The organism is Maricaulis sp. (assembly GCF_030149235.1).
Classification (GTDB): Bacteria; Pseudomonadota; Alphaproteobacteria; order Caulobacterales; family Maricaulaceae; genus Maricaulis.
In genome coordinates, this window is sequence record NZ_JASBRW010000014.1 from 75,796 (window position 1) to 98,216 (window position 22,421).

At 61.4% G+C, this 22,421-nt stretch carries 23 protein-coding genes and 1 tRNA gene; 19 read left to right on the top strand and 5 right to left on the bottom strand.

What is annotated here, in order from left to right; all coding sequences use genetic code 11:
- Position 1 precedes the first annotated feature (1 nt).
- The gene (locus tag Q1V51_RS02590) at positions 2-1,141 is read right to left on the bottom strand and encodes a D-alanyl-D-alanine carboxypeptidase family protein (protein WP_300552423.1); all 1,140 of its coding nucleotides are present in this window, start codon (positions 1,139-1,141) and stop codon (positions 2-4) included.
- Positions 1,142-1,248: 107 nt separating this feature from the next.
- Positions 1,249-2,109, bottom strand: a complete 861-nt coding sequence (locus Q1V51_RS02595; RefSeq protein WP_300552426.1) for a septal ring lytic transglycosylase RlpA family protein — start codon at positions 2,107-2,109, stop codon at positions 1,249-1,251.
- Between the two features lie 222 nt (positions 2,110-2,331).
- On the opposite strand from Q1V51_RS02595, the gene Q1V51_RS02600 reads away from it, so the two are divergent.
- A tRNA-Ser gene (locus Q1V51_RS02600) sits at positions 2,332-2,419 on the top strand.
- A gap of 177 nt (positions 2,420-2,596) precedes the next feature.
- Positions 2,597-3,940 (top strand): MFS transporter, encoded by a 1,344-nt coding sequence (locus Q1V51_RS02605; protein WP_300552429.1) that lies wholly within the window; start codon positions 2,597-2,599, stop codon positions 3,938-3,940.
- Here the strand turns inward: Q1V51_RS02605 and Q1V51_RS02610 are convergent.
- Positions 3,937-4,320: an STAS/SEC14 domain-containing protein gene (locus Q1V51_RS02610; protein ID WP_300552432.1), complete on the bottom strand. Its 384-nt coding sequence runs from the start codon at positions 4,318-4,320 to the stop codon at positions 3,937-3,939. The two genes, Q1V51_RS02605 and Q1V51_RS02610, sit on opposite strands and share 4 nt — an antisense overlap.
- 4 nt (positions 4,321-4,324) lie before the next feature.
- On the bottom strand, positions 4,325-4,645 hold the full coding sequence (locus Q1V51_RS02615; RefSeq protein ID WP_300552435.1) for a hypothetical protein: 321 nt from the start codon (positions 4,643-4,645) through the stop codon (positions 4,325-4,327).
- Here Q1V51_RS02615 and Q1V51_RS02620 point away from each other — a divergent pair.
- The 3 genes from Q1V51_RS02620 (at position 4,634) to Q1V51_RS02630 (ending at position 6,854) form a co-directional block, all read left to right on the top strand.
- Positions 4,634-5,092 (top strand): hypothetical protein, encoded by a 459-nt coding sequence (locus Q1V51_RS02620; RefSeq protein ID WP_300552437.1) that lies wholly within the window; start codon positions 4,634-4,636, stop codon positions 5,090-5,092. The genes Q1V51_RS02615 and Q1V51_RS02620 overlap by 12 nt on opposite strands.
- Positions 5,093-5,187: 95 nt before the next feature.
- Positions 5,188-6,177, top strand: a complete 990-nt coding sequence (gene msrP, locus Q1V51_RS02625) for a protein-methionine-sulfoxide reductase catalytic subunit MsrP (RefSeq protein ID WP_300552439.1) — start codon at positions 5,188-5,190, stop codon at positions 6,175-6,177.
- On the top strand, positions 6,177-6,854 hold the full coding sequence (locus Q1V51_RS02630; protein ID WP_300552442.1) for a protein-methionine-sulfoxide reductase heme-binding subunit MsrQ: 678 nt from the start codon (positions 6,177-6,179) through the stop codon (positions 6,852-6,854). Before msrP ends, Q1V51_RS02630 begins: the two co-directional genes overlap by 1 nt.
- Here the strand turns inward: Q1V51_RS02630 and Q1V51_RS02635 are convergent.
- Complete coding sequence (locus Q1V51_RS02635; protein ID WP_300552445.1) at positions 6,816-7,685, bottom strand: alpha/beta hydrolase; 870 nt, start codon at positions 7,683-7,685, stop codon at positions 6,816-6,818. The two genes, Q1V51_RS02630 and Q1V51_RS02635, sit on opposite strands and share 39 nt — an antisense overlap.
- A 139-nt stretch (positions 7,686-7,824) precedes the next feature.
- Here Q1V51_RS02635 and Q1V51_RS02640 point away from each other — a divergent pair, with 139 nt between their 5' ends.
- The 14 genes from Q1V51_RS02640 (at position 7,825) to Q1V51_RS02705 (ending at position 22,416) form a co-directional block, all read left to right on the top strand.
- Positions 7,825-8,946, top strand: a complete 1,122-nt coding sequence (locus Q1V51_RS02640) for a M14-type cytosolic carboxypeptidase (protein WP_300552448.1) — start codon at positions 7,825-7,827, stop codon at positions 8,944-8,946.
- 79 nt (positions 8,947-9,025) lie between these two features.
- On the top strand, positions 9,026-9,436 hold the full coding sequence (locus tag Q1V51_RS02645) for a BLUF domain-containing protein (RefSeq protein WP_300552451.1): 411 nt from the start codon (positions 9,026-9,028) through the stop codon (positions 9,434-9,436).
- Positions 9,437-9,584: 148 nt separating this feature from the next.
- Positions 9,585-10,433 carry a tryptophan 2,3-dioxygenase gene (gene kynA / locus Q1V51_RS02650; RefSeq protein WP_300552454.1) on the top strand — a complete coding sequence of 283 codons (849 nt, stop codon included), beginning with the start codon at positions 9,585-9,587 and terminating at the stop codon, positions 10,431-10,433.
- 4 nt (positions 10,434-10,437) lie between these two features.
- Positions 10,438-11,076: an arylformamidase gene (gene kynB / locus Q1V51_RS02655; protein WP_300552457.1), complete on the top strand. Its 639-nt coding sequence runs from the start codon at positions 10,438-10,440 to the stop codon at positions 11,074-11,076.
- Complete coding sequence (gene kynU, locus Q1V51_RS02660) at positions 11,066-12,292, top strand: kynureninase (RefSeq protein ID WP_300552459.1); 1,227 nt, start codon at positions 11,066-11,068, stop codon at positions 12,290-12,292. Before kynB ends, kynU begins: the two co-directional genes overlap by 11 nt.
- 28 nt (positions 12,293-12,320) lie before the next feature.
- The gene (locus Q1V51_RS02665) at positions 12,321-14,390 is read left to right on the top strand and encodes a 3-hydroxyacyl-CoA dehydrogenase NAD-binding domain-containing protein (protein WP_300552461.1); all 2,070 of its coding nucleotides are present in this window, start codon (positions 12,321-12,323) and stop codon (positions 14,388-14,390) included.
- Positions 14,391-14,464: 74 nt separating this feature from the next.
- Positions 14,465-16,741, top strand: coding sequence for a bifunctional salicylyl-CoA 5-hydroxylase/oxidoreductase (locus tag Q1V51_RS02670; RefSeq protein ID WP_300552464.1), 2,277 nt, complete (start codon positions 14,465-14,467; stop codon positions 16,739-16,741).
- Complete coding sequence (locus tag Q1V51_RS02675; RefSeq protein WP_300552466.1) at positions 16,738-17,496, top strand: SDR family oxidoreductase; 759 nt, start codon at positions 16,738-16,740, stop codon at positions 17,494-17,496. The genes Q1V51_RS02670 and Q1V51_RS02675 overlap by 4 nt, the downstream gene beginning before the upstream one ends.
- Positions 17,496-17,978 (top strand): MarR family transcriptional regulator, encoded by a 483-nt coding sequence (locus Q1V51_RS02680; RefSeq protein WP_300552469.1) that lies wholly within the window; start codon positions 17,496-17,498, stop codon positions 17,976-17,978. Before Q1V51_RS02675 ends, Q1V51_RS02680 begins: the two co-directional genes overlap by 1 nt.
- A complete protein-coding gene (locus Q1V51_RS02685; protein WP_300552472.1) occupies positions 17,968-18,777 on the top strand; it encodes an enoyl-CoA hydratase family protein in 810 nt (269 codons plus the stop codon). Before Q1V51_RS02680 ends, Q1V51_RS02685 begins: the two co-directional genes overlap by 11 nt.
- Before the next feature lie 3 nt (positions 18,778-18,780).
- Positions 18,781-19,953, top strand: a complete 1,173-nt coding sequence (locus Q1V51_RS02690) for an acyl-CoA dehydrogenase family protein (protein ID WP_300552474.1) — start codon at positions 18,781-18,783, stop codon at positions 19,951-19,953.
- Positions 19,953-20,363 carry a thioesterase family protein gene (locus Q1V51_RS02695; protein WP_300552477.1) on the top strand — a complete coding sequence of 137 codons (411 nt, stop codon included), beginning with the start codon at positions 19,953-19,955 and terminating at the stop codon, positions 20,361-20,363. The genes Q1V51_RS02690 and Q1V51_RS02695 overlap by 1 nt, the downstream gene beginning before the upstream one ends.
- Positions 20,360-20,752 carry a RidA family protein gene (locus tag Q1V51_RS02700; RefSeq protein WP_300552480.1) on the top strand — a complete coding sequence of 131 codons (393 nt, stop codon included), beginning with the start codon at positions 20,360-20,362 and terminating at the stop codon, positions 20,750-20,752. Before Q1V51_RS02695 ends, Q1V51_RS02700 begins: the two co-directional genes overlap by 4 nt.
- 35 nt (positions 20,753-20,787) lie before the next feature.
- Entirely contained in the window at positions 20,788-22,416 is a 1,629-nt protein-coding gene (locus tag Q1V51_RS02705; RefSeq protein WP_300552483.1) for a benzoate-CoA ligase family protein, read from the top strand.
- Positions 22,417-22,421: the final 5 nt, after the last annotated feature.

Here is a 22,421-nt window from a genome sequence, read left to right on the forward strand (position 1 = left end):
GTCAGTTTCCGCGGATCATGTGAGCCAGAGCGGCCCCGATACGCCCCATAAGGCCCTTACGTTCAACGGTTTCGGCGGCGACGAGGGCAAATTCCTGCGGCTCTTGTTCCGGGATATTAACCACAAGCCGGCCGACTTCCTGTCCGGCGGCGACCGGGGCAACCAGCGGACCGTCATAAACGACTTCAACCGTCATATTGCGACGGGCGCGGCGATGCATGCCCAAGGTCACATCCCCGGCTACGGCGAGCGAAACCCGCTCCGCTTCACCCATGAAGACTTCGGCCTGATGGTCCACAGGGTCGCCGGCCGACAGCAGCTCATAGATGGCATAATCGGACAGGGCCGAACGCATCATGCGCTCGGCCTCATTGGCCCGCGCATTGTTCGATTCCATGCCGTTGAAGACGATAATCCGGCGCACACCATCGCGGACAGCCGAACCGACCAGCCCATAACCGGCCTCCTCCGTATGACCGGTTTTCAGCCCATCGGCGCCGGAAAACACACCGAGGAGCGGGTTCCGGTTGTACTGGCGGATCCCGTTATAGGTGAACTCGCGCTCATTCCACATGCCATAGGCTTCGGGGAAATCACGGATCAGAATGCGGGCAATCTCGGCCAGGTCGCGGGCGCTGATACGATGGTCGGGATGCGGCCAGCCGGTCGCATTGGCGAAGCTGGCGCTCTCCAGGCCCAGCTCACGGGCCCGGTCCGTCATCATGTCGGCAAAAGCCGCCTCGCTGCCGCCAAGGGCCTCGGCGATCACGATGCAGGCGTCATTCCCCGACTGAACCACAATTCCGCGCAGAAGGTCCTCGACACGCGCGCGGCTATTGACCTCGAGGAACATGGTCGATGAGCCGGACGCGGCCCCACCACGACGCCAGGCGTTTTCCGATACCGGGAGCTCGTCATCCATCGATAAGCGGCCATCACGAATCGCTTCCAGCGTCATCAGAACGGTCATCAGCTTGCTCATCGACGCCGGTGGCATGGCTTCCTGGCCATTTCGGTCGAACAGCACGATGCCGGTTTCATAGTCCATGATCAGGGCATGGCTGGCATCGGTTTGATAACTGGTCTGGGCCGCAGCACCAGCCGTGGTCAGAAACAAAAGCGAAACGAGAAAAGCGCGCACGTCGGAGAGCTCCCGGGCCGTAAGAGGTCATTGGGCGATGATGTGCGCATACAAGCGCGGCAAAGTCATGACGTCCAGCGCTCGGCGTGCGGAAAGTTGCGGATGGATCAGTTCAGGGCGATGATCCGGCTGTCATAGACACCGTAGCTGGCAAGATTATCACGCGCCGCATCGGCGGCCGACCGGTTGTCCCAGCGCCCGAAATATACCCGGTAGACGGCAGCGCCATTGGATTGGCCCGCTTGCACCCAGGCATCCCCGGCAGCGGATATGCGAGACGCAAGTGCCTGCGCATTGTCCGGATCGGCAAAGGCGCCGACCTGCAACGTCAGCGCGGAGCCTGTTTGCACGGGCGCCGGTTCTGGCCTTGGAGAAGGAGCAGCGGGCGCCGGCGGAGATGCGGGTAACGGTTCAACCGAGCTTTGAGCCATGTGGTAATGGCGCTGCGGTGGTTCAGCGTTCGGCTCAGCCGGGCCAAGATAGCGCACCCGAACACGGGCGAGGCCGCGGGACCGATAATCCAGGGCCTCGGCCGCTACGCGACTGAGATCGATAATGCGGTCATCGACGAATGGCCCACGATCATTCAACCGCACGATAACGCTGCGGCCATTTTCCAGATTTGTGACCTCGACAATGGAGGGAATGGGCAGGGTCGTGTGAGCTGCCGTCATCTCATTCTGGTCGAAGATCTCGCCATTGGCGGTCGGACGGCCATGGAAATTGGGGCCATACCAAGAGCCGATACCAATCTCGTCGTAATTATCGTCGCGGCGCGGCACGAAGCGCTGGCCGGAGATCGTGTAGGGGCGTCCGACCTTCTGGTGATCGCTGGAGCGCGCGATCAGGCTGCGTGCATCAATGGAGGACGCCGCGATCGCTCCGGTTTCAAATGAACGCAGATGTTCCGGTGATGAGGCACAACCGGTGGCGAAAACCAGCACGGACATAACAGCGACACGGATCACGGGGCTCGGGCTCCTGATACTCGAAAACATCATAATGCCGGGATTTGGTAAATCGAGGGTAAGTCTTGGGAGAAATCAAACGGATGCCCGGGGTAGACCTGCAGGCGTCCGCTCCGGCCCGGATTTACCCGGCAACCAGCCTGGTTATGCACCTCGACCCTCCACAAGGCTGCACCCAATGGCTTGCGTTTCAGGCCGCAACAGCGTTATTCGGAATTTACAGGAGGGGTGGCAGAGTGGTCGATTGCGGCGGTCTTGAAAACCGTTGAACCGCGAGGTTCCGGGGGTTCGAATCCCTCCCCCTCCGCCACCATCCCAGTCTCCTCGCGGTCGCAGGCAATGATAATCGGCTGCAGCGTATGGTTTCCCGGCGGCACTAATCGACAAGTTTTCTCGGACAGCGCTGGGCTTATGCCTTGCCAGCGGCACCGCCCGCCTCATTATCTCTGCCCATAAGGCGCCAAAAGGCGATCAAGGGGAGACCTTCATGACTGATACCGCCGGTAAAACCGGGGCGAGTGGGATTGAGCCACTCGCCGCAGGCCCGCGCCGTTACGCGCTCGGCCTTTTGCTCGTCATCTACATCCTGAACTTTCTTGACCGGCAGGTCGTCAACATCCTCGCCGAACCGATCAAGAATGACCTTGGGCTGGCCGATTGGCAGCTTGGAGCCCTGACGGGGTTGGCCTTCGCCCTGTTCTACACCGTGCTGGGGCTGCCCATTGCGCGACTCGCTGAACAGGCAGACCGGGTCAAGATCATCTCTGTTGCGGTCGCTGTGTGGAGTGCCTTCACGGTCGCCTGCGGGATGGCTGGTAATTTCATCCAGCTCCTGATCGCCCGTATCGGCGTCGGGGTCGGTGAAGCTGGCTGCACTCCGCCCGCCCACTCCTTGATTTCCGACTACACACCGGCGGAAAAGCGAGCCTCGGCGATTGCCTTTTATTCCATGGGAATTCCGTTGGGTTCACTGGCCGGCATGGCATTGGGGGGACTTATCGCCGACACCTATGGCTGGCGCGTCGCCTTCTTCGTGGCGGGGGCGCCGGGTGTGCTTCTGGCCATTGCAGCCTGGTTTACCCTGCCCGAGCCGCGGCGCAAGGCTGCCGCAATGGCGCCGGCCGACCGCCCAAGCATGAATGAAGCGATCGCCGAGCTTTCCCGCAAACCCGCCTTCTGGTGGATGGCGATCGCGGCTGCGGTCAATGCGATGGTGTCCTATGGCCACATTGCCTTCTACGGGTCCTTCTACCTCCGGAACCATTCCGAGGGGCTTCAGGGGATGGCGGATGTCGTCAACAATGCGCTGGGTGTGAACTTCGGGGCACTTGGCTTTGTTGGCATCGCGCTCGGACTACTGATCGGTGTCTTCGGCGCAATCGGTACGTTCGCCGGTGGCCAGGTAACTGACCGCTATGTCACCAAGGATGCACGCTATTTCGCCTATATCCCGGCGGTGGCGGGCATTGCCGGCTTCCTGCCCTTCCTGCTGGCGATGCTGGCGGGCAATGTCATGATCTCCTTGATGGCCCTGGCCGTCGTGACGCTGCTGGGCTCGATCTGGTACGGGCCTGTCTTTGCCTGCGCCCAGAGCCTGGTACAGCCGCGGACGCGGGCAACGGCCTCCGCCGTTCTACTCTTCGTGATCAACTTGATTGGTCTGGGCCTTGGCCCGCTCGTCGCCGGTATTATCAGTGACGTCTTCGCGACCAGCTATGGCGCTGCAGAGGGGCTGCGCTACTCGCTGGTTACGGTCGGGGCTGTCGGCCTGCTGGCCATCCCGGCCTTCTACTTTGCTAGCCGAACGCTCCACAAGGATGTTGAGGGCTAGCCCTTAATCCAGACCTCGGCCTCGGCGTAGGTTTCTGCAAAGAACACGTCGAGGCCGATATTCCAGGCCAGGGTTTCCAGAAGCATTTGCTGGATGTCGTGCGTTGCCGGATCGAGCACATAGGCCACTCGGCGGATTTGCGGAAACTGGGTTGTGAAGTCCTGGAACATGACAATGAACTCCGCCGGTGTGAAAACGGCGTCGCTCTCGCGCACATTCATCAAAATTCGTGAAACCCCGCCCTGCTCTACTGCCGTAGCCAGCCGGGCCGTAGCGGTATTGACCAACACCCCGTCGGTTCGGCCCTTGATCGTCTGCACGAGCAAAGCGTCATCGAGGCGTTTCTCGGTCGTGATTTGATCGCCGAATGACTTCAGCATTGGTCTAGTTCCACACCCATTTCAGCTGTAGCTGTGCAACGTTCTCAGTCACACCGTCAACGCCGAACTTGTTGTTCCAGTGCTGCCATTCCACACCGAGATAGATCCGTCCCGGCCGCTCATCGGCGGCGCCGGCATCCCAGAGCAGGCGCGGCACATAGAGCTGGTTGGCGACACCATTGCCCTCTGCCCCGGTAATATCGGCAAAGCCTTCCGTCAAGAAGGACTGGCCGGCAAATTCGATGGGCCGGTTCCAGACGATGGTCGCTTGCCAGGTGGAGCCGGGTCTCGCCGGATCGTCCCGGTGATAGGCGTGGGTGCGCAAGAAGCGGAAGCCCTCGACATTGAGATCGACGGCAACACCCGCGAGATAACGCTGAAGCCCCTGTTCGCCGCGCTCGTAATTTCCCGCCCACAAAACGTCACGGATCAGGCCCTGTCCGGGTTCGCGACCGGTGAGCCGGGCGAGGCTGAGCCGTGGTGTGATCTCGCCATAGACGGCGGTCTGCCCGTCGTCGCCGACAGTGAAATCGGTAAAGAGGAAGACATCGCCATAAGCCCAGCGATTGGCGTGCTCAAAGGTGATGATTGTACGTTCGCGGTCGCCCAGCTCGTAGTCAGCCGCGCGCAGGAGCTGGAGGTTTTCGCTATGCCATTACAACAGCCCCTCCTGCGCAAAGACGGGCGAGAGCGAAGACACCCCCATGCATACAAGGCCTGCCGCAATCGATCGGAACATCACGAATCCCTTCTAGGTGTTGACGCCGGATAACATGTTTGCGCTCAGCGATCACGAAACTGTCGATGGGGCAGACACGGATAAAGAATGACCTAGATTGATGGCAGAACCGATAAAACGAGGACGCTATGATCCGACGCCCGAATGAAGTCTGGCAGGCCTCTGCTGACGATGTGACGCCCAAGCCGCTGTTTATGAACCGCCGCAAGATCATCGCCTCGGCCGGTGCCCTCGGCCTGGCCGGTCTGGCCGGCTGCGGTGACGGGCAGAGCGCAGCATCTGCCCAGACGCCGGTCGGTAATCATTCACCCGATCCGCAACGCAGCCTGAGCTACACCGCCAGCGATTACCGCGTGAGTGCCCCCCTCACCTCCTATGACGCTGTGACCGGATATAATAATTTCTACGAGTTCGGCCTCGGCAAGGGGGACCCTGCGCGTTACGCCCACCGGATGACCACAGAGCCCTGGTCAATCGAGGCCGAGGGTCTGACCGAGCGACCAGGCCGTTACGCCCTCCAGGACCTTGTCAATTTCGACGCGCTCGAGGAGCGCATCTATCGCCTGCGATGCGTCGAGGCCTGGTCCATGGTCGTGCCATGGATTGGCATCCCGCTGGCATCGATCATCGAGCGGCTGCAGCCCTCGTCAGCGGCGCGCTATGTGACCTTCGAGACCTATCTCAACCGTTCAGAGATGCGCGGTGTACGTTACCCGGTCATTGACTGGCCTTATCGTGAAGGCTTGCGGTTGGACGAGGCCATGAACCCGCTAGCCTTCATGGCGGTGGGCCTATATGGCGAGATCCTGCCAAACCAGAACGGCGCCCCGATCCGCCTCGTAGTGCCCTGGAAATACGGCTATAAGTCGATCAAATCCGTCGTGAAAATCGGATTTGTCGCCGAGCAGCCCGAGACCTCCTGGAACCTCACTGCCCCGAATGAGTACGGCTTCTACTCCAATGTGAATCCGGAACGGGATCACCCGCGGTGGAGCCAGCGCACGGAACGCGTGATCGATGGCGGCGTTTTCGCTCGCCGAGACACCGAGATGTTCAATGGCTATGCCGACCAGGTCGCGGATCTCTATGCCGGCATGGACCTGATCGAAAATCACTGATGAGTCGGTCCCGGTCTCCGCTTGCGCAATTTGAACGTCACGGACTGAAGCCGCTGGCCTTCTGGCTCCTGGCCCTGCCCGGGGTCTGGATGGCGACCCAGTGGTATTCGCTGTTGAGTGGGAGCCCGCATGATCTCGGTTTCAACCCGATCGAGACCACGCACCGCTTCCTCGGAGATACGGCACTTTACGTGCTGATGATCTCGCTCGCCGTGACACCGCTGCGGGACCTGACGCGCTGGCGCGCCGTGATGAAAATCCGTCGACGCATCGGCCTGGCGGCCTTCTGGTACGCGCTCTTGCACGTGATGGCCTATCTGGGTCTCGACCTCTATATCGCGGCCGGGATGTCGATCAGCGGCATGTTTGCGGGGCTTTGGGATGATGTGGTCGAGCGCACCTATATCACTTTGGGGATGCTTGCTTTTCTGGCGCTGATCCCCCTGGCGCTGACCTCGTTCAATTTCATGATCGCCCGCCTTGGGACCAAGCTCTGGCGGCGGCTCCATCTCAGCGTCTACCCGCTATCTGTGCTGGCCATCCTGCATTACAGCTTTCTTGCCAAGGGCAACCAGGTCGGCCCCTGGATCCATGGCGGCCTGCTCGCGGTCTTGCTCGGCTATCGTGTGTTCGCCCAGCTACGCAGGCCCCAAGACGGGCAGCAGCGCTCCGCCTAACCAGCGCGCGCTTTGGACTGGATGGCTCATCGGAGCGAGGTGTCCAGCTTCCTCGAACACCTCGATCGCCATGCCGCGCCGACGCAGGCGCCAGTCGGCATAAACCGTGGAGCCTGGCCTGCCCGCCTTGAGGATGGCTGGATGGCGCGGCAATTGTTTGAGAGCTTGCCAGGGGTCATGCCCTTGGGCGGCAAAAATCGCGGCTTCCCAATGCGGGTCACAGGAAAGCTGAACACCGGCTTCGGTCTCGCTCAACCCGCTCTCGAGATAATCCTCGAGCACGCCAGGGGCCCAGTCTGAAAACAGAGCCTTGCTGCGATAGCGCTCAATGATCTGCTCGCGGCTATCCCAGTCGCGACGACGACGGCGGGCTCCGCTCGACATGGGATTGAACTGGTACAAATAGGCGCCGCCGGGAATGTGCGGAATGGCGTAAAAGCCCGTTGGCATGAAAACCGGTTCGATAAAGGCCATGGCCTTGACCGACAGTCCGAATTTCGCGGCGGCCAGGAGTCCGCAAACAGATCCCATTGAGTGTCCGGCAAAAACGGTCTCGCGCGGTTCGAGAGTTTGGTTGAGCGCCGCAAGATCACGGGCAAACACATGCCAATCAAACAGATTTTCCGGGTCTGCTGGCACGGTGGACCGGCCATGCCCGCGCGCATCCGCGGCCACGATTTCAAAATCTTCTGCTAAAGGCTCGAGCATTTGCCGATAGGTGCCGGCATTAAAGCCATTGGCATGAGCAAACAGGAGCCGCGGCGCGCCAGGCCGTGGCCAGATCAATGTGCTGAGTGCACCGTCGCCGATATCAATTTCAATACGTTCCATGGTCTTCGGGAAACTAGGCTGACCCAGGGCCTGGGTCCACTCCTGCCCAAGACAACAGACTGCGCGGTGTGTGCGGTGGCGGGGGAGAACGGATCATGATACCGCACCGGCCATATCTCTGGCAGCCGAGGCTATTGCGATGACACTTTCAATTACCGACCGTTTCGACAGCGGCAATATCATCGTCAAATCGGCCAGCGCGCCCCAGGCGGTTGAACTGGAGATCCGCCGGGATCATCAATCCGACTTCTTTCAATGGTTCCACTTTCGCGTCACCGGCGCCAAGGGTGAACGCCTGTCCATGCGCATCACAAATGCGTCCGAGGCCGCCTATCTGGACGGCTGGACCGATTACCAGGCCTGCGCCAGCTATGATCGCGATACCTGGTTCCGGGTCGAGACGCGCTATGAAGACGGCGCGCTGATCATCGATCACCAAGCTGAGCTGGATACGATCTGGTTTGCCTATTTCGCCCCCTACTCGATGGAGCGCCACCAGGACCTGATCGCCTGGGCCCAGGCCCATCCCGACGTCAGCCTAGAAGTTCTGGGTGACACCCTCGATGGCCAGACCATCGACTGCCTGACAATCGGCAATGGTGACAAGACGATCTGGATCACCGCTCGCCAGCATCCGGGTGAGAGCATGGCCGAATGGTGGGTTGAAGGTTTTCTGAACCGCCTGCTCGATGATGCCGACCCGGTGGCCCGTCGCTTGCGCGAGGCTGTGACCTTCCACGTCATCGCCAACATGAACCCGGATGGATCACGGCGGGGCCATCTGCGGACCAATGCCAAGGGTATCAATCTGAACAGGGAATGGGACAAGGCGAGCAAGGAGAATTCGCCGGAGGTATTTCACGTTCTCCAAGCCATTCGCAAGACCGGGGTCGATCTGCACCTCGACGTACATGGTGATGAAGGCCTGCCCTACAATTTTATCGCCGGCGGCGAAGGCGCCCCCAATTTCACCGAAGCAGATGGCGCCATGCTGCAGGCGTACAAAATGGCACTCGCGGCCACCAGCCCCGATTTCCAGACCGCCCATGGCTATGACGTCGATGCTCCGGGCAGTGCCGATCTATCGATCTGCACCAACTATATGGTCAACGAATTCCGCTGTCTGGCCATGACCTTGGAAATGCCGTTCAAGGATAATGCAGACTTGCCCGACCCGTTGCACGGATGGTCACCGGATCGCTGCCGCAAACTCGGCGCGGCCAATCTCGATGCCATGCTGGCCGTCCTCGATGTAATCTGAACCCCGAACCCGCGGGCAAAATCGGCTTGCCTGCCTTGGCGAAGCGCTGCAGCGTCATGCAACAGGAGGACGTGGCACCATGTATCTCACCCGCCTGCTCTATTGCAGTGAACGTAATCCAGACCTTGATCTGGACATTGAGCAATTGCTCTACAGCGCACGCGATTATAACGGACGTTCCAATATTACGGGCGCGCTCTGGTTTGACGGCACCTATTTCGTCCAGGTCCTTGAAGGCGGGCGTCAAGCCGTCAGCGAAACCTATCATCGCATTGCCATGGACAAGCGGCACTACAAGATCGAACTGGTGTCCTGCGAGATGGTAGATGCCCGGTTGTTCCATCAATGGCGCATGGCCTACTTCGCCGACACCGTCGATAACCGCTCGCTTATTCTCAAGTACTCAGGCCAGGACAAGCTCGACCCATCCGCGATGAGTGGCGCGTCATTGCTGCGCGTGCTCGCCGAAGGCAATCTTCTGGGTGACTAGTGATGAAGGGCTGGAGTGAACCAGGGTCTCCCAGCGCCTGACAGCGGCTAGCATTGACCTCCGTCTCCCAAAGAGCGATGGCTGTGTCACCGTCCGGCTGACACGGCCCCGTCGATTCTGCCCGATGGGGAACGAGGGGATGAGCGCCATGACCGACCATCAGAAGACGCAGGTCGATGTTTCCGACGAGGACATCCACTGGGATTTCGACAAGGCCATGTCCTATGGCCGCTATCTTGGGCTGGACCAGCTGCTCGATAGCCAGTCTCCTCTGACCAAGGAGCATGATGAAATGCTCTTCATCATCATCCACCAAGTCTCCGAGCTGTGGATGAAGCTGATGTTGCATGAGGTCGAGGGCGCTTCTGCTCACATTGCCCGCGACGAAGTGGGCCCTGCCCTGAAAATGTTTGCCCGGGTCTCGCGGGTCCAGGAACAGTTGATCAAGGCCTGGGACGTGCTGGCGACCATGACGCCGAGCGATTATCTGGCCTTCCGCGACGATCTGGGACAGAGCTCCGGCTTCCAGTCCTACCAGTACCGCAGCCTTGAATACCGTCTGGGCAATAAGAATGCGGCGATGGCAAAGGTGCACCGCCACAATCCGCGGGCCTTTGAAATGGTGTCCAAGGCGTTGGAAAGCCCCAGCATCTGGGATGAAACCCTGGCCTTCCTGGCGCGTAAGGGCTACGCCATCCCCGCCGATCGGCTGGATCGCGACTGGCGCCAATCCTACAAGCCAAGCGAAGAGGTCGAGGCCACCTGGCGGCTGATCTACGAAGACAGCGACACGCACTGGGAAGCCTATGAGCTGGGTGAAAAACTCGTCGACCTGGAGCACAAATTCCAGCAATGGCGCTTCAATCACATGAAAACGGTCGAACGCATCATCGGCTATCGCCGTGGCACCGGCGGCACTTCGGGTGTGGCCTATCTGGTCAAGGCGCTGGATCTGCACTTCTTCCCGGAGCTGTGGATGGTGCGCACGGCGCTTTAGAGCGATGACAAAACTCTTTGATATCACTCAGGTTTTGCGACCCGGACTGCCGGTCTGGCCCAGCGATACGGATTTTGCCCGCGCGGATAAATGGGTGATTGGGCCGGACTGTCCGGTAAAGGTCTCCAAGCTCACACTGTCGACCCATTCCGGCACCCATGCCGATGCCCCTGAGCATTATCATGAGGCCGGAAGCGACATCGCCGGCGTGGACCTCACCCCTTATCTCGGCCCCTGCGTCCTGGTCACCGCAAGCGGTCACGGCCCGGCCGTCACACCGGATGACATCGATATCGCGTCCGTTTCCGGTGCCGAACGCGTGTTGATCCGGACCTATTCCAGCTTTCCCCACGAGGCCTGGGACAGTGATTTCCGTGCGATTTCTGCTGTCCTTATCGAACATCTGGGGCAGACCGGCTGCCGCCTGATCGGTAGCGATGCGGCATCGCTTGATCCAGAGACTTCAAAAACGCTCGATGCCCACCATGCGGTCAGGCGACATGACATGCGTATCCTGGAAGGCCTCGTATTCGATGGTGTGCCGGATGGCCGTTATGAGCTGATCGCCCTGCCCCTTCCTATTGCCGATGCGGATGCCTCTCCCGTCCGCGCGATCCTTAGAGAGATAGCCGATGACGCCTGATCAGATTGCCGAGCTGGACCGCGCGGACCCTCTGGCCAGTTTCCGCGACCGTTTCGATCTGCCTGATGGCGTGATCTATCTCGATGGCAACTCGCTGGGTGCCTTGCCGAAAGCCACGGCGGCGCGCGTGCAGAGCGTGGTGCGGGAGCAATGGGGCACGGATCTGATCCGGTCCTGGAACAGTCATGACTGGATCGGGGCACCGCGGCGTCTGGGCGACAAGATCGCACGACTCATTGGCGCGGGTGCAGGTGAGGTGATTTGCGCCGATTCTACTTCGATCAACGTGTTCAAAGCATTGAGCGCCTGTCTTCAGCTGGCCCCTGAGCGTTCCACCATCCTTTCGGAGACCGGCAATTTTCCCACCGACGCCTATATGATGGAAGGTCTGTCCAAGCTCACAGACGGCCATGTGCAACAAAAACTCGTCGCCAGCGACGCGATTGCCGATCATCTCGACGACAATGTCGCGGCACTCCTTCTTACCCATACCCATTACAAGACCGGCCGCTTGCATGACATGTCGGCCCTGACCGCAGCGGCGCATGAAGCCGGCATCCCCGTGATCTGGGACCTGTCGCATTCGGCGGGCGCCATGCCGGTGGATCTCAATGCCTGCGGCGCCGACTTCGCGGTTGGGTGCGGCTATAAGTATCTCAATGGCGGTCCCGGCGCGCCGGCCTTCCTGTTCGCCGCCAAACGCCATCACGACAAGGTTTTCCCGGCCCTGTCCGGCTGGCTTGGCCATAAAGCGCCTTTCGCGTTCTCGGACCATTATGAAGCCGGCCATGGCATTGACCGCTTCCAGTGCGGTACGCCGGGCATATTGGGCATGGCCGCCCTGGAAGTCGGGCTCGATCTGATGCTTCACGCCGACATGCAGGCCATCCGGTCCAAGTCGCAAGCGCTGGGAGACCTCTTCATCGAGCGGGTCGAAGCCCGTTGTCCGCAGTTTGAGCTGGTGAGCCCGCGTGATTGCACTGGGCGGGGAAGCCAGGTCTCGATCGCCCACAAAGAGGGCTATGCCATCATGCAGGCCCTGATCGATCGCGGCGTGATCGGGGATTTCCGCGCTCCGGATATCCTGCGCTTCGGTTTCACCCCGCTCTACACCCGTTTCCGTGATGCTGCCGATGCGGTCGACATTCTGGCGGACATTATGGCCCAGGACAGCTGGACGGCACCGCAATATGCCGTTCGTGGCGCTGTGACCTGATCTGCCGTGACCTGAAAAGGAGTTTCCCGTGTTACCTGTGACTACAGACCTTCGCGACGATTGCCTTGTCATCACGGTCAACCACCCGCCCGTCAATGCGCTGTCTCACGCCGTGCGCGCTGGTCTGGTCGAGGCCCTCGCAACCGCTCGTCCGGGCATGCGGGCCGCCATCATCATCTGTGCCGGCCGCACCTTCTTTTCCGGCGCGGACATTTCCGAGTTCGGCAAGCCGCCGCGGGCGCCCTCCCTGCCTGACGTGCTCGCTACAATTGAAGACTGCCCGATCCCGGTCATCGCCGCCATTCACGGCCAGGCGCTGGGCGGCGGTTTTGAAGTCGCCCTGAGTTGTGATTTCCGGGTCATGGAGGCCAAGGCCAAGGTGGGCCTGCCCGAGGTCAATCTCGGCCTCATTCCAGGTGCCGGTGGCACGCAGCGCACGCCGCGCCTGGGCGGTCTGGATATCGCCCTGCAGCTGGCCCTGAGCGGCAAGCCGATCCCGGCCCGCCTGGCGGTTGAGAAGGGCCTGGCCGACATGATCTGCCAGGATGATTTGCTCGCGGATGCCCTCGCCTTCTCCCATCGCGGTGACCTCGCCAAGCGTCGCGTCCGCGATATGCCGGCCCCGGATATGGACGAGACGGTATTTGAGCGCTGGAAAAACCATGCCGCAAAGCGCCAGCGCGGCCAGAACGCGCCGCAGGCGATTCTCGAGGCGGTGGAGGCTGCCACGGACCTTCCCTTCGACGAAGGCCTCGCCAAAGAGCGCGAACTGTTCAGCGGTCTCGTCGGCGGGGCCCAGTCCCGCGCGATGCGCCATCTTTTCTTTGCCGAACGCCTGTCCGGCAAGTTGGCCAATCCGGTGCAGGCCGAGCCGAAGCCCATCAATAGCATTGGCGTGGTGGGCGCCGGCACGATGGGTGTGGGCATCGCCGCCTCGGCCCTGGCGGGCGGTTACGCGGTGGCCTTGTTTGACGCCAATCCCGACGCGCTGGCCAATGGCCGGGGCCGGATCGAGGGCATCATCAAGGGTGATGCCAAGAAGGGCCGGATTTCACCGGCCGAAGCGGACGATCGCCACAAGCGGTTGAGCGTGCTCGAGGACTGGTCGGGTTATTCCGGCTGCGACCTGATCATTGAAGCCGTGTTCGAGGACATGGATGTCAAGAAAGAGGTTCTGGCCAAGATCGATACCGTCGCGCGTCCTGACGCCCTGATCGCGTCGAACACCTCCTATCTCGACATCGACGCCCTGGCCGCCAGCATCTCCAATCCGGAGCGCGTGCTCGGCCTGCATTTCTTCAGCCCGGCGCATATCATGCGCCTGCTGGAAATCGTGCGAGGCGCGCAAACCAGCGACGAAGCCCTGATGACGGCCCTCGCCCTCGCCAAGCGCATGCGCAAGGTGGGCGTGGTATCCGGTGTCTGTCACGGTTTCATCGGCAACCGCATGCTCAGCGGTTATGGCCGCGAAGCCGGACTTTTGCTGCTCGAAGGCGCCTCTCCGGAGGAGATCGACAAGGCCCTGCTCGATTTCGGCATGCCGATGGGCCCTTTCGCCATGGGCGACATGGCCGGACTGGATATCGGCTATATGAACCGCAAGAAGCTCGACCCGGCCCTGTTCGAGGAACGCGCATCCCGCGTGCATGACCGCCTCGTCGAAGCTGGATGCAAGGGGCAGAAAACGGGCTCGGGCTTTTACACCTACGACCCGGAAACGCGGGCCGCATCGCCCAATCCCCTCGCTGACGAGATTATCGATCAGGTCCGCGCCGAAGCGCAGGTCACGCCGCGCTCGATCAGCGCCGAGGAAATCGTTGAACGGTGTATCTTCGCCCTGATCAATGAAGGCGCCCAGCTACTTGGCGAGGGCATCGCCCAGCGCGGCAGTGATGTGGATGTCGTTTATGCCAATGGGTATGGCTTCCCGCGCTATCGCGGCGGCCCGTTCTTCTATGCCGATGAGGTCGGGCTGGATCATGTGCTGGCGCGGATCAAAGCGTTCGGTCAGTCCGATCCGCGTTGGTGGACACCCTCCCCCTTACTGCAGACGCTTGCTGATACCGGCGGCCGATTGAGCACCTATACGCCGGAGTAATCGGCCCTTCAGAACAGGCCTTGCCTCGCCGCGCCCAGTTAGTTTAAGTCTAAAATAATAGCGGGAGGATGGCCATGAAGATTGCGTGCCTTGGCGGCGGCCCAGCCGGCCTCTACTTCGCGATTTCGATGAAGCTTCGCGATCCCGATTGCGAGATCGACGTCTATGAGCGCAATCGTCCCGGTGACACATTCGGATGGGGCGTGGTCTTCTCGGACCAGACCATGGAAAACCTGGCCGGCAATGACCCGGTCAGCGCCAAGGCGATCGGCGACAGTCTTGCCCATTGGGATGATATCGAGGTCCACTTCAAGGGCGAGGTTGAACGCTCTGGCGGGCACGGGTTTTGTGGCATCGGCCGCAAGCACCTGCTCAATCTGTTACATGACCGCGCGCGTGAACTCGATGTTGGCCTGCATTTCGAGACCGAGATCGATGCCGATCTGAGCCGGTTCGGTGATGCGGACATGATCGTAGCTTCGGACGGGCTCAACTCGAAGATCCGCCAGGCATTTGCCCCCACCTTCAGGCCCGACATCGAGACCCGCACCAATAAATTCGTCTGGCTGGGCACAGAAAAAGTCTTCGAGGCCTTCACCTTCATTTTCACCGAAACCGAACATGGCTGGGTCTGGGCCCACGCCTATCGGTTCGATGACAACACTTCGACCTTCATTGTCGAGTGCGCGCCGGACACCTGGGCCGCGCTCGGCTTTGAGGAGATGGACCAGGACGAGACCTGCCGCGCGTGTGAGGCCTTGTTCGCGGACTGGCTGGATGGCCATGCGCTGATGTCGAATGCCCGCCACCTTCGCGGTTCGGCCTGGCTCAACTTTCCCCGGGTGCTGTGTGAAACGTGGGTGCACGAGAATGTCGTCCTGCTCGGAGATGCCGCCCACACCGCGCATTTCTCGATCGGCTCCGGTACCAAGCTGGCCTTTGAGGACGCAATCATGCTGGCCGAGGTACTGACCTCGGCCGACAAGCCCATCGCGGAGGGGCTCAAGGACTATCAGGAAGCCCGCAAGGTCGAAGTGCTCAAGCTTCAAAGCGCAGCGCGAAATTCCACTGAATGGTTTGAGAATCTTGACCGTTATCTTGGCTTTGAGCCCAAGCAATTCGCCTATTCGCTGCTTACCCGCTCACAGCGCATCAGCCATGAAAACCTGCGCCTGCGGGATGAGGCCTGGCTGGCGGGCGTGGAACGCTGGTTCTGCGGCCAGGACCGGGCCCGCCCACCCATGTTTGCGCCATTCGAGATGCGCGAGATGCGGCTTGAAAACCGGGTCGTGGTCTCGCCGATGTGCATGTATTCCGCGCAGGACGGCACCCCCGACGCCTTTCACAAGGTCCATTACGGGGCACGCGCCATGGGCGGGGCTGGACTTGTCTATACCGAGATGACCGATGTCAGCCGTGACGGCCGGATCACGCCGGGATGCGCGGGTCTCTACAAGGATGAACACGTCGCAGCCTGGCGTGAGATCACCGATTTCGCTCACGCTCAGTCGGACGCCAAAATGGTTGTCCAGCTGTCTCATGCCGGTCGCAAAGGTTCGACCAAGCTCGGCTGGGAGGGCTATGACATGCCGCTTGATGAGGGCAATTGGACCCTCGTCGCGCCCTCTCCACTCCCCTGGGACACGGACAACCAGGTGCCGGCGGAAATGAGCCGAGCCGATATGGATGCGGTCAAGGCGGATTTCGTGGCGGCGACCAAACGGGCCATCGAAGCCGGTTTCGACATGGTCGAACTGCATTGCGCTCACGGGTACCTGCTATCGAGCTTCCTGACCCCAATCTCCAACCAGCGCAGCGATGAGTATGGCGGCAGCCTGCAAGCCCGTCTCACTTACCCGCTCGAAGTCTTCGAGGCGATGCGCGCGGTCTGGCCGTCCGACCGCCCGATGGCGGTGCGGATCTCTGCCACTGACTGGCTCGGCGATGAGGGCGTAAGTGGCGAGGACAGCATAGCGATCGCCGCAGCTTTTTCTGATGCCGGCGCCGACCTGATCGATGTGTCCGCCGGCCAGACCAGCCCGCGCGCCCGGCCTGTCTATGGGCGCATGTTCCAGACCCCCTTCTCCGACCAGATCCGTAACCAGACCGGCTGCGCGACCATGGCGGTGGGCAATATTTTCGAACCGGACCACGTCAATTCGATTCTCGCCGCCGGGCGCGCCGATCTGGTCGCCCTGGCCCGGCCGCATCTGGCCGACCCGAACTGGACCCTGCGCGCCGCCGCCGAGCTCGGCTATCGTGGTGTCCGCATCCCTCCACAGTATGAGGCCGGGTTCGAGCAACTCGCCCGCAATCTTCAACGCGCCCAGCAAATGGAGCTGAAAGCATGACCACCCTGCAAGGCCGTCGCGCCGTGATCACTGGTGGAGGCACCGGTATTGGCCTCGCTTGCGCCCGCGACATCGCGGCCCAGGGCGCCGAGGTAATCCTCATGGCTCGCAATCTGGAGCGGCTGCAACAGGCCGCCAGCGAGATCAGTGGCGCCCGCGCCGTGCAGCTGGATGTCACCGAGGATGCCAGCGTCGAAGCCGCCTTCACCGAGGCGCGTGAGGGCGGCACAATCGACATCCTGATCAATAATGCCGGCATTGCGGCCGCTTCGGCCTTTCACAAGACCACGATCGAGGAATGGCGGCGCATCCAGGCGGTCAATGTCGAAGGCCTTGTGCGTTGTTCGCTCGCGGTCGTCGACGATATGCGCAAGGCGGACTATGCCCGGATCGTCAATATTGCCTCCATCGCAGGCCTTCGCGGCGGGGCCTATATCAGCCCCTATGTGGCCTCCAAGCATGCTGTCGTGGGACTGACCAAATCGCTGTCACTGGAATATGCCCACACACAGCTCACCGTGAATGCGATCTGCCCAGGCTATGTCGACACCGCCATCGTCGACAATTCCATCGCCAATATCATGGCCAAGACCGGGCGTTCGCGCGAGGAGGCCCTCGCCGAGCTGACCAAAAACAACCCGCAGGGACGGTTGATCACGCCGGAAGAGGTAGCCGAGGCCGTGACCTGGCTGTGTTCGCCCCTCTCCGCCTCGGTCTCCGGCCAGGCGATCATGGTCTCCGGCGGAGCCATCTGATGCCGGAACGGCCGGACACTTATCAGGATCGTGATGCGGTCCGGCTCTGGCTGCAAATCTATCAGACCACGAGCCTGATCGAACAACGCATCCGGTCGCGGCTGAGCCAGGAATTCGGTGTCAGCCTCGCCCGCTTCGATTTGCTGTCTGCCCTGGTCCGTGAGGACAAGCCCATGACAATGGGCGCGCTGTCGCGCCGGCTTCTGGTCAGTAATGGCAATGTCACCGGTCTGATTTCCCGCCTGGTCGAGGACGGCCTGGTGACGCGTAATCCGGATCCGCAAGACCGCCGGGTCATGGTGATCGAGCTGACGGCGCAGGGACGGCGCGATTTCACCCGCATGGCCGAGGCTCATGCCGGTTGGCTCAATGAATTCATCGGTCAGATCGATCCGGCCTTGACCCACCGCCTGCGCGACGATCTCGTCGCGCTGCGGCGCAGCCTTCACCCCAATGAGGACGAGCAAGCTGATGCAAGCTGAGACCTATTCCCCCGAACATTTCCTGTGGCAGTTCGATAACGGCGTCGCGACCATCACGCTGAACCGTCCGGACCGGAAAAACCCTCTGACTTTCGAGAGCTATGCCGAGCTGCGCGATCTCTATCGCGAGCTCGTCTATTGCCGCGATGTCAAAGCCCTCATCCTGACCGGCGCGGGTGGAAATTTCTCTTCCGGCGGAGATGTGCACGACATTATCGGGCCCCTGGTCGAAATGGACATGCCGCAATTGCTCGATTTCACGCGCATGACCGGAGATCTGGTCAAGGCCATGCGCGCCTGTCCGCAGCCCATCATTGCGGCCATCGACGGCGTTTGCGTGGGCGCCGGCGCAATCATGGCGATGTCCTCAGACCTGCGGATCGCCACGCCGGAGGCCAAGACCGCTTTCCTGTTCAACCGCGTCGGCCTGGCCGGCTGTGATATGGGCGCATGTGCGATCCTGCCCCGCATTATCGGTCAGGGCCGCGCCTCGGAACTGTTGTTCTTCGGGCGCTCCATGAGTGCTGAGGAAGGCCTGAACTGGGGCTTTTTCAACGCCGTGATTGAGGCGGGCGCGCTGATGGATGAAGCGCGCAAATGGGCTGAGCGCATCAATGCCGGCCCGAATTTCGCCAATGCCATGACCAAGAACCAGCTCAACATGGAATGGGATATGAGCCTCGAGGCAGCCATCGAGGCGGAGGCCCAGGCCCAGGCCATCTGTATGCAGACGCGCGATTTCGAACGCGCCTATCGCGCCTTCGTCGCCAAGGAAAAACCCGTATTCGAGGGTGATTAATCCATGGATAGCAGCTTTCTCAACTGGCCCTTCTTCTCAGACGATCACCGCGCCGTGGCCGAGACTGTGCGCGGTTTCGCTGCCGAGGTATTCGGCGAGACCGGTTTCGATCATCATGGTGATATCGACGAGGAATGCGCCGAGATCCGCCGCCAGCTGGGCGCTGCGGGCCTGACCCGGTATTGCGTGCCGCGTGAGTATGGCGGCGCGAAGGACCAGCTCGATGTGCGCTCCCTCTGCCTTATCCGAGAGAGCCTCGCCTACCGGTCCGGCCTGGCAGATTTCGTCTTTGCCATGCAGGGGCTCGGGTCCGGGGCGATCAGCCTGTTCGGAAATGCGCATCAGAAATCCCGCTATCTGCCCGGCGTCGGATCGGGAGATCTCTGCGCCGCCTTCGCGTTGACCGAGCCGGAGGCCGGTTCCGACGTGGCCGCGATCGCGACGGAAGCGCGCCTCGACCAGGGCGAATGGGTGATCAGCGGGGAAAAGACCTATATCTCCAATGGCGGTATCGCGGACGTCTATGTCCTGTTTGCCCGCAGCGAGGATGTCCAGGGCGCCCGTGGTCTATCGGCCTTTATCATCCAAGCCGATGACCCCGGGCTGGAAATCGTTGAACGGATCGACACCATAGCCCCCCACCCCCTCGCCCGCCTGCGTTTCAACGGGATGCGCATACCGGCTGACCGGCTGATCGCCGAGCGCGGCCAGGGCTTCAAGATTGCCATGGCGACGCTGGACGTGTTCCGCTCCACCGTCGGGGCGGCCTCCCTCGGCTTTGCCCGGCGCGCACTGGATGAAGCGACCCGCCGGGCCCAGACCCGGGAATTGTTTGGCTCCAGCCTTGCTGATCTGCCCGGCGTGCAGACCCAGCTGGCCGAGATGGCGCTGGATATCGATACCAGTGCCTTGCTGATCTACCGCGCGGGCTGGGCCAAAGACAGCGGCGCCCCGCGGATCACGCGCGAGGCGGCGATGGCCAAGCTGCACGCGACAGAGACCGCCCAACAGGGCATCGACAAGGCGGTGCAGATCTTTGGCGGCCTCGGGGTCACCAAGGGCTCGGTACCGGAAGCACTGTACCGGGAGGTCCGGGCGCTGCGCATCTATGAAGGGGCCTCGGAAGTCCAGAAACTGGTGATCGCGCGCCAGCACCTGGCCAGTGGAGCGCGCTGATGTTCCGCGCCCGTCGCCAGATCCGCTTCGCAGATGTCGACCCGGCCGGGATCGTCTTCTATCCGCGCTATTTCGAGATGATCAACGCAACCGTCGAGGACTGGTTCGAACATATCGGATACGGCTTCGCGGACATGATCCGGCGCGATGGTTATGGCGTGCCGCTGGCGACGATCGAGGTGGATTTCAAACGCCCGAGCGAACTCGATGACTGGCTGGACTTTACGCTGGACGTAAAAGCCCTGGGCAGCAGCTCCATCCAGGTCGACATCACGGCCCGCTGCGGCGAAGAAATCCGGCTGATCGCCCGTCCGGTTCTGGTTTTCGTCAAGACCGAAGCCACCCGTCCGGTCCGCATACCCGACGCCTTACGAGAAAAAATCGAGCACTATCAGCGAGGTCAGGCATGATACATTTACAGCCACCAGGCTGGCCCCGTCCGAAGGGCTATTCCAATGGCATTGTCGCGGATGGCCAACTCGTCTTTGTTGCCGGCCAGATCGGCTGGGACGAAACCGAAGCGCTGGTGTCCGATGATTTCGCGGAACAGTTCGAACAGGTCCTGGTCAACACGCTGGCTGTGCTCAAGGAAGCCGGCGCCGGGCCTCAGCACATTGTCCGGATGACCGGCTATGTCACGGACAAGCAGGAGTATCTCGGCGCCCTCAGGGCGGTGGGAGAGATCTGGAAACGCCATATCGGTCGCAATTACCCGGTCATGGCCTTTCTGGAGGTCCAGGCCCTGATTGAAGACCGGGCCAAGATCGAGATCGAAACCACCGCGGTTATACCGCGCTAACCCATCGCTTCGTCGCAGCCATCGGGGAGGATGTCATGACGATGATCGAAAGCGGCCATATCGACAGCTTCACGCGGGATCATCTCCCGCCGATGGAGCAATGGCCGGAATTCCGTTTTGACCAGGAAGACCTGGCTTATCCCGAGCGTCTCAATGCGGCCGGGGTGCTGCTCGATGGCGCGGTCGCCAATGGCTATGGTGACAAGACTGCGATCATCACACCGAGCCGTCGGATCAGCTATCGGGACCTGTTGGAGCAGGCCAATCGCATCGCCAACTACCTGACCCGCGAGCTCGGTATCGTCCCCGGCAATCGGGTCTTGCTGCACGGGTTCAATTCCATCGAGCTATCCGCCGCCTGGTTCGCCGTCATCAAGACCGGTGCAGTCGCGGTCACGACCATGCCGATGCTGCGGGCCGCCGAGCTGTCAAAAATCACCAGCAAGGCCGACGTTGATATCGCGCTCTGCGATGTCGGCCTTCTCGAGGTCGTGGAGGAAACAGCGACCTTGACCGGCAAGTTGAGGACGATTGCAGCCTGGGGAGACGGTGGCGCGCTGGACCGCGCCCTGCCCGAAATGTCGACCAATTTCGTCAATGCCGACACGGCCCGGGATGATGTTGCGCTATTGGCGTGTACGTCCGGTACAACAGGTGAGCCAAAGGCCTGTGCCCATTTTCACTCCGCCATTCTGGCCATGGCCGACACCTTCGGCCGGCACACACTGGCCCCCGAGGCGGACGAGATCTACACCGGCACCCCGCCGCTGGCTTTTACCTTCGGGCTCGGCGCCTTCCTTGTCTTTCCGGCCCGCTTCGGTCTGACGGTGGCGCTGCCGGAGCGGCCCGGCTTTGAAGCGCTTTGCGAAACCATTGAGGCCTGCAAGGCGACGACGGTTTTCACCGCGCCCACAGGATATCGCGCCATGATGGGACTTTGGCAGGATTATGATCTGTCATCCCTGCGCAAGGCGGTCTCAGCGGGGGAGCACCTGCCCCAGGCGACATCGGATGAGTTTCATGCCCGCACGGGACTGCGGCTGATCGACGGTATTGGTGCAACCGAGATGATCCACATCTTCATCTCCGCTTCCGGATCCCTGATTCGGCCCGGAGCGACGGGGCAAGCGGTACCGGGATATCAGGCTGAATTGCTCGATGATGCCGGCCAGCCCGTGCCGGAGGGGGAAATCGGACGCCTCGCCCTGAAAGGTCCAACCGGCTGCCTCTATCTCGATGATGAGCGCCAGAAAACCTATGTCCAGAAGGGCTGGAACTTGACCGGTGACCTCTACCGCCGTGATGCCGAGGGTTATTATTGGTACGTCTCCCGCGCCGACGATCTGATCGTGTCCTCGGGCTATAACATCGCCGGTCCGGAGGTCGAGCAGGCCTTATTAAGCCATGATGCAGTCGCGGAAACGGCCGTGATTGGCGAAGCCGATCAGGAGCGCGGCGCCATCATCAAAGCTTTCGTCGTCCTGGCGCAGGGGTGGTCCGGGAACGCGGACCTCGTCGCTGAACTGCAAACCCATGTGAAGTCTGAGATTGCGCCTTACAAATATCCGCGCGACATCGAGTTTATCGATCAGTTGCCCAAGACACAGACCGGCAAAATTCAGCGTTTCAAACTGCGCCGCGAGGCGATAAGTCTCGATCACTGAACCGG